The organism is Leptospira sp. GIMC2001 (assembly GCF_028462125.1).
Taxonomy (GTDB): Bacteria; Spirochaetota; Leptospiria; order Leptospirales; family Leptospiraceae.
In genome coordinates this window covers 2,808,767-2,825,245 of record NZ_CP115468.1, presented here as the reverse complement: position 1 = coordinate 2,825,245, position 16,479 = coordinate 2,808,767, and the positions used below count along the sequence as shown (strand labels likewise).

Genomic DNA, 16,479 nt, shown 5'->3' with positions numbered 1-16,479 from the left:
AAGTATTATTTCTTTTGCTTTTTTGGCTCTATTTCTATTGAACTGTGGTGAAGACAATTCTAAAGATGTGCGCGGTAACAATTCCGCTAATGCTGCTGAACACGAGAGTCAAGGCAAGACCAAGAAAACAATCGTTTTCTTTGGAGATAGTTTGACAGCAGGTCTTGGGCTTGCAAGCCAAGATGACGCATGGCCTGCGTTAGTTGGCGAAAAGCTCAATTCCGAAGGCTATGATTACGACATCATCAATGCAGGATTGTCGGGAGATACAACATCGGGTGGCTTGTCTAGATTGGATTGGGCTCTAAGGATTAAACCTGATGTATTTGTTTTGGAACTAGGTGCAAACGATTCGATGCGTGGTGTTCCCATCGCTACCATTCGAAAAAATCTAAATGAGATCATCCAAACTGTGCAGAGTAAGTCGCCCGAAACCAAAATCCTTTTAGCGGGAATGAGAACTTTCCCAAACTTGGGTGCTGTATATCGTAAGCAGTTCGACAATCTGTATCCAGAAATTGCTCGGGAACATTCGCTTCTTTTAGTACCCTTCATTCTAGACGGGATTGCAGGTGATCGTAAGCTCAATCAGAAAGATGGAATTCATCCGACAGAAGATGGTCATAAGATTATGGCAGAGAACATCTACCCATATATAAAAAAGCTTCTCTAGAGAAAAATTTTACCTTTTTGCGATAAAATCCCTTTACACTCGAAGCCCATGGAAAAGCATGTCAATAGCCCAAACCACATGCGGGAATAGCTCAGTGGTAGAGCATCTCCTTGCCAAGGAGAGGGTCGCGGGTTCGAATCCCGTTTCCCGCTTATCCCTTCCTATCTATGGATTATAAAACTAAAAAAAATAACAACGCAACAGTTGATTTAACAATCAACTTCACTTCCGAAGAACTAGAAAAAGGCTTTGTAAAAGCCTATGAGAAAGCTCGTAACAAAGTCAAAGTGCCTGGATTTCGTGTAGGCAAAGCTCCCATCAAAACCGTGGAGAAAATGCTAGGTGATTCCGTTGGAGAAGACGCAATCAATTTTGTTCTTCAAGATGCAATGAGTGACCTCTTCCCGAAATTAGAATTCATTCCGATCCGATTCCCAAGATTTGAAGTGGAAAGTTTTGATCGTGCCAAGGGCTTTACCGCTAAGGCAACCTATGATACCAGACCGGAAGTTACTCTCCCAAAATACAAAAAAGTAAAAATTGAACCTCTAATCGTTGTTCCAACAGATTCTGACATTCAACAAGAAATTGATCGAATTCAGAAGAGTATGGCAAGGAATGTTCTCAAAGAAGAATCGTCTTCTGTAGAAGCTGGTAACTTGATTGAGATGAATTATAAATTCTGCCTTGAATCGGAAGAATTGCCAGCGAAGTCCAATACAGGCAAATATCAGTTAGGTGATTCTAGAAATCCTGCAGGATTTGATGATTTTATTCTTGGAATGAAGTCTGGTGAGACGAAGAAATTTTCATTTACCTATCCAGCCAATTTTGAGCCATCTCCAGAATCTTCTGGCAAAACCTACATTTACGAAGTGACCTGTACTGCAATCTATACTGTAACTCTTCCTTCAATAGATGATGATCTAGCTTCAGAATATGATGGATCAGAGAATTTAGAAGCTCTAAAGAGCAAGCTAAGAGAGGATCTGGGTAAGGCTAAGACAGAAGAGCTCAAGACAAGATCATTCCAAGAAATCTACAATAAATTGGTAGACGAAGCCAAATTCATTATCCCAGAGAGTCTGATCCAAGAAGAAGGCGAGCATGTTTACAAGGCTATGTTCGAGCAATACAAGATTCCATTTGTTTCGATGGAAGAGTATGCTAAGAATACAAATTCTACTCTTGCTGAGACTCAAGAAAAATTTAAAACTATGGGTCTCAAAAGACTCCAAGGATATTTTCTCCGTCACAAAATTGCAGAAGAAGAAAAACTGGAATTATCTGATGAAGACTTGAATACGAAGCTTGGGGAAATAGCCGGAGCTTTCGGAGAATCTGTCGAAACTTTCCGTAAAAGACTGGAAAAAGAAGGCAGAATCGAATCAATTCGAGAGAACTTTATTATGGAAAAGGTCGATAATTTTGTATACGAAGCGGTTGAGAAGAAAAATCCTAAGACTATCAGTCTAGCTGATGCGTCCAAGATTCTGAACGGGGAGAACCAAAATTTATGACCTTAATGCCATATGTAATCGAGCAGACGAGCCGCGGCGAACGCACCTATGATATTTTTTCTCGTCTTCTCAAGGACAGGATTATTTTCTTAGGAAGTGGCATCGATGAAACTTACGCAAATGTGATAACCGCACAGATGCTTTTTCTCGAAGCTGAGAATCCAGATCGCGACATCTATCTCTACATCAACTCACCAGGTGGATATGTCAGTGCAGGTATGGCAATCTATGATACCATGCAGTACATCAAGCCGGAAGTGCGAACACTTTGCATTGGACAAGCGTCTTCCATGGCTGCTCTTCTTCTTGCTGGTGGTGCTAAAGGTAAGAGATCAGCTCTTCCGAATTCTCGCATCATGTTGCACCAACCATTCGGTGGAGCAACTGGACAGGCGAGTGATATTGAAATATCCGCCAAAGAAATTATAAAAACTAAAGAATCACTCATTCAGATTTATGAAAAACATACAGGTAAAACTGGTGATCAGATTCGAAAAGATACAGAGAGAAACTTTTTCATGAGCGCAGAAGAGGCTAAGGCATACGGAATCATTGATAACGTAATTGCCGACAGAAAAAAGGCCTAAATTCTGTTCTATGGGCTTAGGTTTTCTAGGAGGATAACATGAGTAAAAAAGTCTCCACCACCAAAGAGAAGTTGCATTGTTCGTTCTGTGGCAAGGCCCAGGACGAAGTTCGTCGTCTTGTTGCAGGACCAGGCGTGTATATCTGTGATGAATGTATTTCTCTTTGCAATGAAATCATAGCCGAAGAACCTCCATCAACGGATAAACCTGCTGTTGTTGGTGATATTCCAAAGCCCGTAGAAATTAAAAAAATTCTAGATCAGTATGTAATTGGTCAGGATCGAGCCAAAAAAGCTCTAAGCGTTGCTGTATACAATCATTATAAGAGAATCTATTTTAATGACAAAAAGCAAGAAGTAGAATTAGAAAAATCGAATATTCTATTGATTGGGCCAACTGGTTCGGGCAAGACCTTGCTTGCTCAAACTCTCGCAAGAATTCTAAAAGTTCCATTTGCAATTGTTGATGCGACTGCTCTCACGGAAGCCGGTTATGTGGGTGAAGATGTGGAAAATATCATTCTTAAGCTCATTCAAAATGCAGATAATGATGTAAAGAAAGCTGAGCTTGGAATTATCTATATTGACGAGATCGATAAGATCACTCGAAAGTCAGATTCAGCATCCATTACAAGAGATGTCAGTGGAGAGGGTGTGCAACAAGCACTTCTCAAAATCATTGAAGGAACCGTTGCAAATGTTCCACCTCAAGGTGGAAGAAAGCATCCGCACCAAGAATACATCACAATTGACACGAAGAATATTCTTTTTATCTGTGGTGGCGCCTTTGTTGGATTGGAAAATATCATCAAAAGTAGAATTGGTGCCAAAACGATTGGCTTCTCTGATTATGATACCTCTCCAAATAAAAAGAATGCTGATCAAGATGAATCGATAATTCACCAAGGTATTCCAGATGATCTATTGAAGTTTGGATTGATTCCAGAATTTGTTGGTCGACTTCCGATTATGGCTAGTTTGGATGAATTAACTCTGGATTCACTTAAATCCATTTTCTCTGAGCCAAAAAATGCTATCATGAAACAGTATATAAAGATATTCGAATTGGAGAATGTTCGCTTGAAGTTCACTGATGAGGCAATATCTGTAATAGCTGAAGAAGCAATAAAGAGAGAGTCTGGTGCGCGGGGTTTACGTGCAATTGTGGAAGATACAATGATGGATCTAATGTTCCAGATTCCTTCGAGAAAAGATGTTTTAGAAGTTGTGGTAACCGGGGATGTGATTCGTAAGAAAGAGACCCCGATCGTAATTCTAAAAGGCGATATAGAAAAAATCGCCTAATTTCTATTTCTCAGAACACAATTTTTCTCAGAAATATTCCTAGATAATTGATTGGATCGTAAGAAGATTTAAGCTGTTCTACGAACAGCTACAATCTCCAGACTATCTAAAGCATTTCGACCAAATTTTTTCGCGAAATACTTTGCGATTTTAAGAGTTGTTTCTCGACTATTGCTTGCGATTCCATTTTTATTCGGCAATAGTAGATTTGTAATTAGGTTTGTGATTTGTTTTTGAGATTCTTTCGTAACACGAAGAAGTTTATCGGAGACTAGTATGACATCTTCATCTTTTTCTATATTTGTAATCTCAGTATAGATTTCGTTTTCTCTCAGAGGAAATTGGATATCATCTGTTGAACTCAAAGGACGTACTGAGTCTCTCCCAACAATAAAAATAGGTAGATGTTGCCATGTTCCAAATTCCAATTTTCCATCAGAGCTATCGATAGAAAAAATGGACAATTTTAATCCTGGAAGCTGGCTCTTAACTAGATTGGATAAAACATATGTCAACATATGATTGGGAGTTGAATCTTTCATCGCTTCGATTAGAGAGAACATTCCATCTAACCGAGATTTATAAGAATTTTCTAGAATCCCAGAAGTTTCGAAACCTGCGATCACAACTATACAGCCCGAGTCAGTAGTTACAATTTTCATATAATCTGAATCCGGGTTCTTATTAAAATTCGGGAAAACAGATATATCCAAACCTTTGATTCGATTCAAGCGAACCTGAGCATAGCTCGATTGAATTTCCATTAGGATTTTGGTATTTTCCAGTCGGTGAATTTCAAGTGCTCTTGTTTCTGATTTTTCCCTTTCTTGGAAAAGAGTAAGTTGAAGGGATCTCGTCAGTTTGCCAATTTCATCTTCACGAGAAATGGTAATTTCTTCTTCGGAATCATCCTCCATCCAACTGCGAATCAATAGTATCAATCGATTGAGACTCGCATAAAATAGATTAAATGAAATGGCTGTTATTACTGCGGTAAGAATAGAAAAGCAAAAACCAAAAAAGATTCGAATTCCTCTTTTGCTCGCAAAGTTTGAGCCTTGTTGATTGAAAAGCTCATTAAAAATCGCAAAATCTTCAATGAGGATAAAGCCCACGAAGAAGGAAAATGTCATAAAAAAAACAATTAAGGATATCTTATATCTGAAGGAAAGTTGATCAATTTGATTCATACTGCATCTCTCTTTTCTAAGAATTTCATCAATCCTAGAGAAAAAGCAAATAGAAAAACTAATGGGCCAAATAACATCAACATGGACACAACATCCGGTCCGGGAGAAAAAATGGCCGCAAAAACAGCTAAACCGATGATAATCTCTCTCCAGCGATTGATTAGGAATGATGTTTTGACGATTCCCAAACGTCCTAATAACACCAATAATACGGGAAGTTGGAATGAAATTCCAAATATCAAATGCAAATTGAAAAATAGGTCATAGTATTCATCAATTGGCAATTTTGCCTCAACACCTTCTGGCATCCAAGTGATGAGAAATATTTTGAGAAAATTTTCGAATACGGTAAACCAACAAAGGGCAATCCCAGACCAGAATAGAATTGTACTAAATACAATAATAAATATTCCCATCCTTTCGGTCTTTGCGTCGAGGGCAGGTGCGACAAAACCCCAGAGAATGTAGAACAAAAATGGAAAAGCAATCAGTATAGATAGCATAAAAGCTGTTTTGAGATAGATCAGAAACGGTGCCATGAGCTTGATCTGATAGAACGTTGCTTTTGGATCTCCGAGCGCCTTACGATAAGGTTCAATAAAAGAAGTATGGATCTCAGCGCCAAAAACTAGAGCAATTGCTGTAAAAATAAATACAATCCCCATTCCCCAGATCAATCTCTGCCTGAGCTCTTCAAGGTGGTCCCCTAAAGTCATGAACTTTTCTCTGTCGTCTATTGGAACAGATTCTTCGGGCTTCAAGGTTGGGCTCATCAATTTATTTCCGCTTTCATGAGTTTGCAATATTACTAAAATTCCTATGCTTTAAATTGAAAAAATCTTAAAATAGAAAAAGTTGAACTCACTGAGTAACACTTTCTAAATCAAGGCTTGATTTGTTTCTCAAGCTTTTTTCTTAGTTTTAGCGGATGCTTTTTTTGAATTGGATTTTGCTTGAGTCGATATTGCAGATTCTTCAATTTTTGGTTGAGCGATTTCTGTGCGGTGATCGTCGTCAGAATTTCCAGAAAGGGATCTTCGGAATTCTTTGATCCCTTCTCCCAAATCCTTTGCTAGACCTGGAAGTTTTTTACCACCAAATAAAAGCAGTGCAAGGAAAAGTATTAATGCGATCTCCCAAGGTCCGAGGTTTAAGAATCCTAAAGGAAATGTGATTCCATGTATCATTGTTTATCTCCAAAGTCAAGGTAGTAAGAATAGGTTCCTGGAGGCTGGATTTTCCGTCAAAGGGAAAAATCTACGCTTTTCGCTTACCATTCAAATATCTAAATACTAGATAAAAAGGAATTCCCGATAGTGTTATCATAAGTCCCCAGATTGCAGAATCCATTTTGGTTACAAAAAGTTCATAGGCTAGTATACAATTTAGAATAATAAAAAGGATTGGAGTGTAGGGAAATAATGGCAAGTGGATGTCTCGACCTATACCACGAATTCTGTAATAGATTGGGATTGTTGATATAATTACAGTTAGTATGATTATTGTAAAAGTGATAATATAAAGAAGACTTTCTATATCTTGAATGGTCAAGAAAAGGCAGGCATATAAGAATTGGAACCAGATGCTTTTGTAAGGAGATTTGTATTTGGGGTGAAGGTCTGCAAAACTTCGAAAGAACAATCCGTCTCTTGCCATAGCGATATAGATTCTACTTCCTCCTATTAGAATAGCAGACATTGATCCAAGCATGATCCATATGGTAAAGCCCGCAATCCAAGGAATAGAGTTAGCACCCCAAAGTGAATTTGCAGATATCATTACGATCTCATCTTGACCGACTAAATTTGATGCGGGAACTGATGTGAGAAAGAGAAAGTTCAATCCAAAATAAAGAAGTGTTACAAATACACAAGAGATCAGAATTGCTCGACCAATATTTCGATTTGGGTCTTGAATTTCTTCCGCAACGTATGTAATCATATTCCAACCTAAATAGGAATAGGTGACTGTTACAGTAGCAAGAATCAGGGATGCGCCTGAATCAAAGCTGAAATCTGGTAAATTGCCTAGATTAGATATTTCCCAATTCCAACTTAAGAAACCAAAAAATATAAATGCGAAAAGACCAAATAACTTTATTACCGTGATAAAATTTTGAACTCTAATCCCAGAAACCATTCCAAAGTGATTGGTTAAACTAAAGAAAAAAATACATAGTATTCCTGTTAGCTGAGGACTTCCGAAATGAATTTCCATTCCTAGTATAGGAAAGCTATAAATTTCCCAACTTGGAATCCATGGAAGAATACCTATAAGATAGCTATGGATTGCAAGCCCGAGAACAGACACGGATGCGCTAAATGTAATGAGAAGAGACGTCCAACCGCTTATAAAAGCTAGACTCGGATGATAGGCTTCTTTGAGGTAGATATACTCACCGCCTGCAACTGGATAGATTCGAGCAAGAAATCCATAACTCACGGCGCCACTGTAAGCGATCAAGCCTCCGAAAACCCAAGCAAGCAAAACGATCCAAGAATTGGGACTTGCCGTAAGGATATGTCCAGTGGAAAAAAATATTCCTGTACCTACCATCGCAGAAAACATAAGCGAGCTTGAATCCCAAAGGCCGAGTGATTTTTTCAGATGCATAGATTGCTAAACTCATCGAAAAACCTCTAGACGCTATGTCACTCAGTTAAATAATAGAGCCATGAAATTACAAGGAAGAGTTGGCGAGATATTACGGGAGGCACCAATTTATAAGGTGATTTCTCCATTTCGATGGTTTGCGGGATTTGGTGCTGCAGGTGGAGTTTTACTTCTTACTTGTTCTATTGTCGCGATGATATGGGCGAATTCCTCCGCTTATGATTTGTATTTTGAACTTTTGGAAACAAAAATTACCTTTGCAATCGGATCATTTAGCTTATCTAAGGGAATCATACTTTGGATCAATGATGCTCTCATGGCGATCTTCTTTTTTGTCGTAGGATTAGAAATCAAAAGGGAAGTCTTGATCGGAGAATTGTCCAATGTAAGAAAAGCATCCCTTCCTCTTTTTGCAGCTATAGGTGGAATGGTTGTTCCTGCATTAGTTTATTATTATTTTAACCAACAAGGTGCGAAGGCATTTGGATGGGGAATCCCGATGGCAACAGATATTGCTTTTGCTTTAGGATTTCTTGCCTTACTAGGAAATCGGGTTCCATTATCCTTGAAGGTTTTTTTAACTGCTCTTGCGATAGTGGATGATATTGGAGCAGTTCTTGTAATTGGAATTTTCTATACGGATACAATTGTTCTAATGGCTTTGGCACTTGCATTCGGATTCCTAGTCCTACTTGTTATCGGTAATGCTACCGGGATTCGAACTCCTTGGTTTTATCTAATCGTTGGAATTTTTCTATGGATAGCTTTTCTAAAATCCGGAATCCATGCGACTGTTGCAGGTGTTCTTGCTGCATTTACGATCCCTGCAAGAAGTCTTGTTAACCGAGAGGAATTTGTTCGTGAAGGCAAAGAGTTGCTAGATTTTTTTGATAAAAATGATGACCCCGATGAAGCAATTATAACTTCTGAGCAAGAAGCCTCGCTTAATACTTTGGAAGCAGCTTGCAATCATGTGATGCCACCGCTTGTCAGATTGGAGCATGCGATTTTTCCCTGGGTAACATTTGCAATCATGCCAATCTTTGCACTTGCAAATGCTGGTGTCCGATTAGAAAAATCTATTACAAATGCACTGAGTGATTCTGTTACTATAGGAATTATCGGCGGATTGTTAGTTGGTAAGCCAGTTGGAATCGTTTTCTTTTCCTGGCTTGCTGTAAAATTGAAAGTTGCAGATCTTCCTAGTGGAAGCAATTGGATGCAAGTGTTAGGTGCGGGTTTCTTAGGTGGAATCGGATTTACTATGTCCATTTTTGTTGCAGGACTCGCTTTTAAAGGAGAAATGGATTATCTCTCAGATGCAAAGATTGGAATTTTGACCGGATCAATCATCAGTGCGATTGTCGGGATGACACTTCTATATGTTTTTAGAAATAAAAAGTAAAAAATAATATTTACTGGCCGTGATTCTTTCTCGATCTCTCAGAATTTTTCAGACAAGCTATGAATATTCATAGCTTGTCAACTAGTACATATTAGTTTACTTAGTGGTGATCATGGTTTTGAGATTTGCTTTGGATTGATAAGTAAAAGCTTTTGGGATCGCTGTTGTATACAACATTCCTTGGATGTTTGGACCAAACGCACCAAAATCTTCTAATGCCTGTAGAATATCGTCGAGACTACTAGTGGGAACTAGCATATTGCATTCTTCTCTTGCTGGAGAAAGGCGTATGCTTGATTCTGTATCGATCTGAGACTGGCAGACCAATTTTGGATTTCTCATAGTACTTCCCGACACACCTGCCTTTCTCAAAGCTTGGATGATCTCCAAACCATAACCTTCATTGCAACTGAAGTGAATGTCGGTTCCACTGAAAAATTTCCTTTTGCTTGAGCCTGATTTGAGTTGACTGCTTCGTCTTCTCCAGTCCATGCCTCCGTACATTTTGTCCACAGCCGCAATGATCTGATCAATGTTTGCAGCTTGTTTGCTTCCATCCAAACTCACTCGCGTGTTGATAAGGCCTTTTCGAATCGGGAATTCATAGATAAATCCACGGCCTGGACTATCGAGCTTGGCGGCTTCAATAATGAATTCGATGACATGTTCAACGTCTGAAGAATTGACAACCAGCTTGAGAATATCTTTCTCTCGAGGAATTGTAATCTTAAGAAGACCCAGTTTGTCACGAAGTCCAGTTCCAGTTCCATAAGTAATTGTCGGAACTCCAATCCCATTTTCTAAAATGAGTTTCGAAACAGGTTCTCCGAGTCCACGTTGCAGAATACAAAATATACCCGTGAGCCCGTGAAAAAATTTTTCCTTAGGTTCGCTCGAATTGCAAGTATCCGAAACAAACCGAAGTGAATTCTCATGATAGACTGTTATTTCTTCGCTATAAACTGTTCCGTGACCCGGAATATTCAAATCTGCAGCTCGACGAATTAGATCTAACACTTGCAATTCGATATCGGGAAAAATAAGTATCGAAAAAATAGTCATTGGATTGTCTAAGATAGGATCTGAATTCATCAGTGAACTGAAAATTCCTTTTCGAACTCCCAATACTGGATATCTAGCCGATTCATGGTGGACATTGATTATGCCGGATTTTTGAATTGCATTCCATACTCGATTGTAGAATTTTCTATGAAAAATTGCAGTGACTTTGATCGCTTTGTGTTTTGGAATCATTTTGCCTCCATCGGAATCGATATGAGTTCGTCTAACTCTTCGTCGTAATCATTGGACTCATCAATACTGAACTTGCGATTGCGTTCAACCCAGAGTCCAATTGATAGAACGGAAATGATCGGGCATACAGATGCCATCGCGAGAATTCCAAAACCTTCAACTACTCCAATCTGTCCGCCAACTCCTAAACCTAATGCAAGTACAAGTGGTACGGTAATTGGGCCTGTTGTCACTCCAGCACTATCCCAGCCAATATTCACATATTCTTCTGTAGAAAAAAAGGTTATGATTAGTAGGACTGTATAAAACGGAATCAATAGATAAGCAATAGGAATCTCGAATAGAATTTTTAGAACTCCAAACAAAATCCCCAAACCAACGCCAATAGAGACCGATTGCATAAGACTCGATTTTTTGAAGGTCCCGACAGTAATTTCTTCTACAGTTACACCTAGTGCATTTAATGCTGGTTCTGCGAGTGTTGCACCATAACCCATAATAAATGCAAAAATCAATACAACCAAAATCCCCCAGACACCATCTTCCTTACCATAGATAGGTCCATGAATGGGAATGTATTTATAGATACCTGTTGATTCTTCATAATTTTCCTTATGAAATGGAACCGATTGATAGGATTTTTTTTCTTTGAGAACGAAGAATTCTTCTTTTTCCCCAATTTCATTGATGGAAGTTTGAACGATTTCTGGATCAAAATTTTTCAAATATCTTGTTGATTCTGGAATTTCAATAGATCGAAAAGCAGAGGGAAGCTTGCTACCAACTTGTGTTCCCAATTTGCCCAGACCTAGCTCAATACCTAAGTTAAAAATTCCCATACCAATAAAAGCGAGAAAGATTCCCAAGAAAATCTCATCACCATTGCGAATCCTCTCTCGGAGAATCAACAAGAGAAATAGCAATAAAAATGAAACCAATGGAACAATCGCTTGCAAGGCTCCAGAGAAACTTGCTCTAACTGTATTCAAAAATTGGAATGGATCTACAATCATCGAAGGTGCATTCGTTTTTGCAATTGGATTGATTAAATGATCTTTATATTCTAAATAACTTTTTTCATCTCCGAAAATATAATGAATCTTTTCTATATTATTATTTGTATTCAAAAAATCCGATTTAGTCATTGGATCTGGAACATTGCCAAGATAGAAAATTCCCAATGATAGCACTGCGATTATAGGAAACAAAGATGCGAGAGTAACCACACCAAAACCGGATGCTCCGGAATCGGAATCTCCAGTAACTCGAGAAATTCCAAGTCCCAATGCTACAACAAGAGGAACCGTAACTGGACCAGTTGTTACAGCACCGCAATCCCAAGCTAGCCCAGTTAAGCTTTGCATATTGGGATCAAAGAAGGACCAAACTGTAAGCGGTAAAAGAATTCCTAATAAAGAAAAGATCAATGGCTTCAGTGACCAATTGTAAAGAAAGCGAAGCATCCCAAATATTACTGCAATTCCAACACCGATTCCTACTGCATAAACCAAATTTTCTGCTAACCGATTGAGTAAGAGGTAGAGCAGGGGAGCTTCCCATGGTAAAACTTTCGATCCTGCTGTTTTTAAAACACCAATGGCTGGCTCAGCTAAAGTGGTTCCTGCACCTAACATGAATGCGAAGATCAGGATGGTAGGAAGTTTAGATTTCTGCGGAAGGCGAATTCCAAGTGTTTCTCCCAGAGGCATGAGCCCGAGAAAGAGTCCTTCTAAGAAGAAAGCCAAACCAAAAATTACAAGTCCGATTCCACCAGCGATTACTGCCGCTTCCGCGATAGGAATTCTCAAGGCCAGTGTTTGAAATAGAATAAGATAGGTTACTATTATGAAGACAGAGCGAATCTGCTCCATAATTTTCTTGCCTATGAAGGGAAGCAAAAGAGCCATCGCTTCTTTGAAACCGATATTTAGGTTTTCTTCTTTTTGGTTGGTCGCCATACTCCCAGAATCTTCCACTGCAAGCCCAATCTGGCAAGCAATTTTCTAAACTGCTTTTGGCTATCTGAAGTATCTATGCAATCATTCTGGCATCAACAATGATCACAACTGTCATAACAAACATATGCAATAAGCTGAAATAAAAGAATTTTTTGGCGAGGATGGTAGACTGGGATCGAATCAATTGAATGGAAAGAGATACCATTGCAATTGTAAGAATAGCGGTACTTGTGAGGAAGAATACTCCCATTCCGTCATGGCTGAAATAAAAAGCAAAGCAGCTAATTGAATAGAGTATTGTATAAATAAAAATCGAAATTGTTGTTTGTTTGATTCCTTTTACAACTGGTAGCATGGGAATTTCTGCTCGTGCATAATCATCTTTTAGAAAGATTGCGAGTGCCCAGAAATGTGCAGGTGTCCAGAGGAAGATCATGGTAAACATCACCCAAGCCGGAAGCGGCAGAGAATTCGAGACAGCAGCGTAGCCAATCAAAGGTCCAACGCAACCACTAACTCCACCGATTACTATATTTTGTTCCGTGCGTGGTTTGAGAACGATTGTATAAAGCCAAACGTATGCAACCAAAGCACCGAAGGCACAAATCGCTGTAAGCAGATTGACAGTATAAGTTAAAAGAGCAAATGCCAAAATAGTCACGGTTATTCCGAGAGCCAATGCATTGTTTGGAGAAATTTTGCCGCCTGGTATTGGACGCATTTTTGTTCTGTACATCAGAGCGTCTTTTTCTCTTTCTATGTACTGATTGAGGATGAAAGATGCAGAAGACATGAGATAAGTTCCAAACAAAGTAAAAGTTACGAGTATGTAGCTAGGAGTTTCTGTGGAACCTAAGTAAATGCCTGGCATAACAGTCGCTAAAATAAGCAAAGTAACTCTTGGCTTTGTAAGTTGATTCCAAACATTAAAACTTATCATCACAATAATTCCCCTTGGTTTTTGGGCAAAAGATTTCGGTAAACCAATGCCAGATACAAAACGATAAAAGTCAATACTCCTATACCAGTATGAGTAGCAGTTAACAATTTTGGCAAGTGGTATAAAACATTGAAAGCACCCAAAACTATTTGTAAAATGATAAGTCCTGCCGCTGACTGCAAAAGAATCTTGGATCTTCCTTCAAACTGATTTCGAATTCCTATCCACAACGCAGTAAAAATTGACAAGGCAACTATATAACCCAAGATTCTATGTTCCATCTGATAACGAATAGTTCCTATCATCTCAGGAAACCAATCACCATAGCAGGTTGGAAAGTCAGGACATGCGAGACCTGCATAATGAGAACTCACTCTTCCACCCATAAACAACTGAAATCCAGTAATCAAGACGGCTATTGTCAGAAATTTATTTCCAGAGTTCCACAGTGTTGCAAATGACCACTTCTCATAAACGATAGACTTGGCTTTCCAATTAGACAATAGAGTAATCGTAATGGAGATTGTTAGAAGCAATACAGCGTTGAGTAGATGCAAATTTACCGTAGTTGGATCCAATAACTTTGTTACAGTAAGCGCCCCAAGCATAACTTGAGTCCCCAAAAAGAACATTTGAAGAAGAAGCAAGCCTCGAAATGGCTTGAGATTACTTGCGAGAAAGCCCCAAATAAAACCAATTGCTATAATGATTCCAATGGTTCCTGAGTAGAATCTATGTCCAACTTCCATAGCGATCTGAAAACTATATTCAGGAATAAATTTACCGTGGCATAGTGGCCAATCTGGGCAAGCAAGCCCCGAATCTGTAGCTCTAACAAGCGGACCAAAATAAATATTTAGGTAAATGAGAATCGAAATCAAAAAAAACAGACGTGAGAAGTTTTTCATAAAAAATCCTAGAACCTAAGGTCAGTTTCTGACCAACCATTGAGGGATAAATGAAAATTAGAATCTATTTTAAAAAAATGTTTGTTCCAAAGTCTTTCCCTTTTTTCCATGTAATTATAAATCTACACTGGAGATGATTATGAGTTCCAAAGACCTATACAACAGAAAAGGCTATATTACTTTCTTAGTCGTTACTGCTCTTAACATTCTATTTTTCGTATATATCGCAGTTGGTCATCCTGGTGTTGTATCGAACCCTGGTGAGAACTACGGAATCGAATCCAAAAAATAGGACATAGTTGAACAAATATTTGATGCAAGCATCAGTCCGATACATCTTCTTCACTTTCCTTCTTATAGGCAGTCTTAGTCAATTGTGGTCTTACGATCCCAATCATACAATTCTTAAGGACAATAAATTGCCTAAAGAGTTGGAAGGGATCGGTGCGACTGATACTGTTGGGACTTCCATCGATCTAAGACTCACCTTCAATAATGAGAACGGGGAAGAAATTTCTTTATCGGAATTGTTTACTGAGGGCAAGCCTGTTCTATTGAGTCCTGTGTATTACAAATGTCCGACTCTCTGCAATTATCATATGAATGGAATCATGACGGTCCTTAAGAATCTGGACTGGAATGCGGGTAAGCAGTATCAATATGTTGCAATTAGCATCGATCCGAGCGAGAAACCTCCGCTAGCTTCTGAGAAGAAAGCGGCATATATCAAAGAATATGGCAGAGACGGTGCAGAAAATGGCTATCATCTATTGACTGGTTCCACTGCAAATATTCATACTCTTACTGATCAATTGGGTTTTCGATATAAATGGGATGAAGAATCTCATCAATATATCCATGCATCCGTCGCATATATCCTAACTCCTGATGGAAAAATTTCAAGAATACTGCAAGGTATATCTTTTGATGCACGTGACTTGAAGTTATCCTTTATAGAAGCAGGCGAAGGCAAAATTGGAAATTTTATCGACCGGTTTGCTTTATTTTGCTTCCAATTTGACCCGAGTAAGAACAAATATACATTGTATGCTTATAACATAATGCAAATCGGTGCACTTGTTACCTTTTTGGTACTCGCAGCTTTTTTACTGTTATTTTGGATAAAAAATTTGAAAGAAAATGACCAAGGAGTCGCTTGATGGTGGCCTTCACTCTTCACTTAGCCAATTCATTCATGCCAGTGGCCGGGACAGACATTGCGGTAGAGGTAGATACCTTTTACGCATTTTTGCTATGGGCCAGTTTAGTATCGTTCATCATCCTTATCGGTGGGATGACATGGTTTCTTGTTCGATACAAGAGAGTTTCCGAAGACCAGAAGTCAGCATACATTACTCATAACAATTTAGCTGAATTCCTTTGGAGCTTTATCCCACTTGTGATCTTACTTGTGATCTTCTATTGGGGATGGGTACTTTTTGAAAAACTCAGAACTCCACCAGAAATGGTTTCGGAAGAAATTCACGTTACTGCTATGCAATGGGCTTGGGAATACAAATACAAAAATGGTAAAACTATAAACAGTTTATCCAAAGAGTCTCTCAATGTGCCAGTCGGTAAACCAGTCAAAATCATTCTTACTTCTAAAGATGTTATCCATAGCTTTTCCATTCCTGCATTTCGTGTGAAGCAAGATGCGATTCCTGGAAGATTTACCGAAATATGGTTCGAAGCAAAAGAAGTGGGCAATTACATTGTATTCTGTACTGAATACTGTGGAACAAGCCATTCTAATATGATGATTCGTCTCAATGTTATGGAACCTGAAGCCTATGTTGCTTGGTATCATGGCGAGGAATCTGTTGGATCAGAATCTCTTGCGGACGTAGGTAAAAAACTCTATCTGAATAAAGCATGTGCATCTTGCCATTCTGTTGACGGAAGTCGAATCGTTGGACCAACTTTCAAAGGTCTATATGGACAGAACAGAGAATTCGAATCAGGCGCTTCTGTTAAGGCTGATGAGAATTATCTAAAAGAATCCATATTGCAATCTGGTGCCAAAATTGTAAAAGGATACGCTCCAGCTATGCCAGTGTATCAAGGGCAATTGGAAGAAGATGAAGTCGAAGCATTAATTGAATATATTAAATCGGTTCAATAGGA

Annotated in this window: 16 protein-coding genes and 1 tRNA gene; 9 read left to right on the top strand and 8 right to left on the bottom strand. The window is 38.8% G+C overall.

Features of this window, described 5'->3' with window-relative positions; translation table 11 throughout:
• Nucleotides 1–67 precede the first annotated feature (67 nt).
• The 5 genes from O4O04_RS14550 to clpX all read left to right on the top strand — a co-directional run bounded on the left by O4O04_RS14550 (nucleotide 68) and on the right by clpX (nucleotide 4,084).
• Nucleotides 68–673 carry an arylesterase gene (locus O4O04_RS14550; RefSeq protein WP_442915966.1) on the top strand — a complete coding sequence of 202 codons (606 nt, stop codon included), beginning with the start codon at nucleotides 68–70 and terminating at the stop codon, nucleotides 671–673.
• 80 nt (nucleotides 674–753) lie between these two features.
• A tRNA-Gly gene (locus O4O04_RS14545) sits at nucleotides 754–825 on the top strand.
• A gap of 15 nt (nucleotides 826–840) precedes the next feature.
• The gene (gene tig / locus O4O04_RS14540) at nucleotides 841–2,193 is read left to right on the top strand and encodes a trigger factor (RefSeq protein WP_272532495.1); all 1,353 of its coding nucleotides are present in this window, start codon (nucleotides 841–843) and stop codon (nucleotides 2,191–2,193) included.
• Nucleotides 2,190–2,780 (top strand): ATP-dependent Clp endopeptidase proteolytic subunit ClpP, encoded by a 591-nt coding sequence (gene clpP / locus O4O04_RS14535; RefSeq protein WP_272532494.1) that lies wholly within the window; start codon nucleotides 2,190–2,192, stop codon nucleotides 2,778–2,780. The genes tig and clpP overlap by 4 nt, the downstream gene beginning before the upstream one ends.
• A 38-nt stretch (nucleotides 2,781–2,818) precedes the next feature.
• Nucleotides 2,819–4,084: an ATP-dependent Clp protease ATP-binding subunit ClpX gene (gene clpX, locus O4O04_RS14530; RefSeq protein ID WP_272532493.1), complete on the top strand. Its 1,266-nt coding sequence runs from the start codon at nucleotides 2,819–2,821 to the stop codon at nucleotides 4,082–4,084.
• Nucleotides 4,085–4,152: 68 nt separating this feature from the next.
• Here the strand turns inward: clpX and rktP are convergent, their stop codons facing one another.
• The 4 genes from rktP to O4O04_RS14510 form a co-directional block, all read right to left on the bottom strand.
• Nucleotides 4,153–5,274, bottom strand: coding sequence for an Arg-Lys translocation region protein phosphatase RktP (gene rktP, locus O4O04_RS14525; protein WP_272532492.1), 1,122 nt, complete (start codon nucleotides 5,272–5,274; stop codon nucleotides 4,153–4,155).
• On the bottom strand, nucleotides 5,271–6,047 hold the full coding sequence (gene tatC, locus O4O04_RS14520; protein WP_272532491.1) for a twin-arginine translocase subunit TatC: 777 nt from the start codon (nucleotides 6,045–6,047) through the stop codon (nucleotides 5,271–5,273). Before tatC ends, rktP begins: the two co-directional genes overlap by 4 nt.
• A 129-nt stretch (nucleotides 6,048–6,176) precedes the next feature.
• Nucleotides 6,177–6,461 (bottom strand): Sec-independent protein translocase subunit TatA/TatB, encoded by a 285-nt coding sequence (locus O4O04_RS14515; protein ID WP_442915901.1) that lies wholly within the window; start codon nucleotides 6,459–6,461, stop codon nucleotides 6,177–6,179.
• Between the two features lie 70 nt (nucleotides 6,462–6,531).
• A complete protein-coding gene (locus O4O04_RS14510) occupies nucleotides 6,532–7,887 on the bottom strand; it encodes an APC family permease (RefSeq protein WP_272532489.1) in 1,356 nt (451 codons plus the stop codon).
• A 61-nt stretch (nucleotides 7,888–7,948) separates the two neighbouring features.
• Here O4O04_RS14510 and nhaA point away from each other — a divergent pair, with 61 nt between their 5' ends.
• A complete protein-coding gene (nhaA, locus tag O4O04_RS14505; protein ID WP_272532488.1) occupies nucleotides 7,949–9,292 on the top strand; it encodes a Na+/H+ antiporter NhaA in 1,344 nt (447 codons plus the stop codon).
• 96 nt (nucleotides 9,293–9,388) lie between these two features.
• Here nhaA and O4O04_RS14500 read toward each other — a convergent pair whose 3' ends face one another.
• The 4 genes from O4O04_RS14500 to O4O04_RS14485 form a co-directional block, all read right to left on the bottom strand.
• Complete coding sequence (locus O4O04_RS14500; RefSeq protein WP_272532487.1) at nucleotides 9,389–10,546, bottom strand: P-II family nitrogen regulator; 1,158 nt, start codon at nucleotides 10,544–10,546, stop codon at nucleotides 9,389–9,391.
• Nucleotides 10,543–12,504 carry a DUF1538 domain-containing protein gene (locus O4O04_RS14495; RefSeq protein WP_272532486.1) on the bottom strand — a complete coding sequence of 654 codons (1,962 nt, stop codon included), beginning with the start codon at nucleotides 12,502–12,504 and terminating at the stop codon, nucleotides 10,543–10,545. Before O4O04_RS14495 ends, O4O04_RS14500 begins: the two co-directional genes overlap by 4 nt.
• Before the next feature lie 73 nt (nucleotides 12,505–12,577).
• Nucleotides 12,578–13,444 carry a heme o synthase gene (gene cyoE, locus O4O04_RS14490; RefSeq protein WP_272532485.1) on the bottom strand — a complete coding sequence of 289 codons (867 nt, stop codon included), beginning with the start codon at nucleotides 13,442–13,444 and terminating at the stop codon, nucleotides 12,578–12,580.
• Entirely contained in the window at nucleotides 13,444–14,352 is a 909-nt protein-coding gene (locus O4O04_RS14485; protein WP_272532484.1) for a COX15/CtaA family protein, read from the bottom strand. Before O4O04_RS14485 ends, cyoE begins: the two co-directional genes overlap by 1 nt.
• Before the next feature lie 139 nt (nucleotides 14,353–14,491).
• Between O4O04_RS14485 and O4O04_RS14480 the strand changes: the two genes are divergently transcribed.
• From O4O04_RS14480 to coxB, 3 genes are read left to right on the top strand one after another with little or no spacing between them, the layout of a single operon-like run.
• Nucleotides 14,492–14,644 (top strand): hypothetical protein, encoded by a 153-nt coding sequence (locus O4O04_RS14480; RefSeq protein WP_272532483.1) that lies wholly within the window; start codon nucleotides 14,492–14,494, stop codon nucleotides 14,642–14,644.
• 22 nt (nucleotides 14,645–14,666) lie between these two features.
• Nucleotides 14,667–15,512, top strand: coding sequence for an SCO family protein (locus tag O4O04_RS14475; RefSeq protein ID WP_272532482.1), 846 nt, complete (start codon nucleotides 14,667–14,669; stop codon nucleotides 15,510–15,512).
• The gene (coxB, locus tag O4O04_RS14470) at nucleotides 15,512–16,477 is read left to right on the top strand and encodes a cytochrome c oxidase subunit II (protein WP_442915900.1); all 966 of its coding nucleotides are present in this window, start codon (nucleotides 15,512–15,514) and stop codon (nucleotides 16,475–16,477) included. The genes O4O04_RS14475 and coxB overlap by 1 nt, the downstream gene beginning before the upstream one ends.
• Nucleotides 16,478–16,479 lie beyond the last annotated feature (2 nt).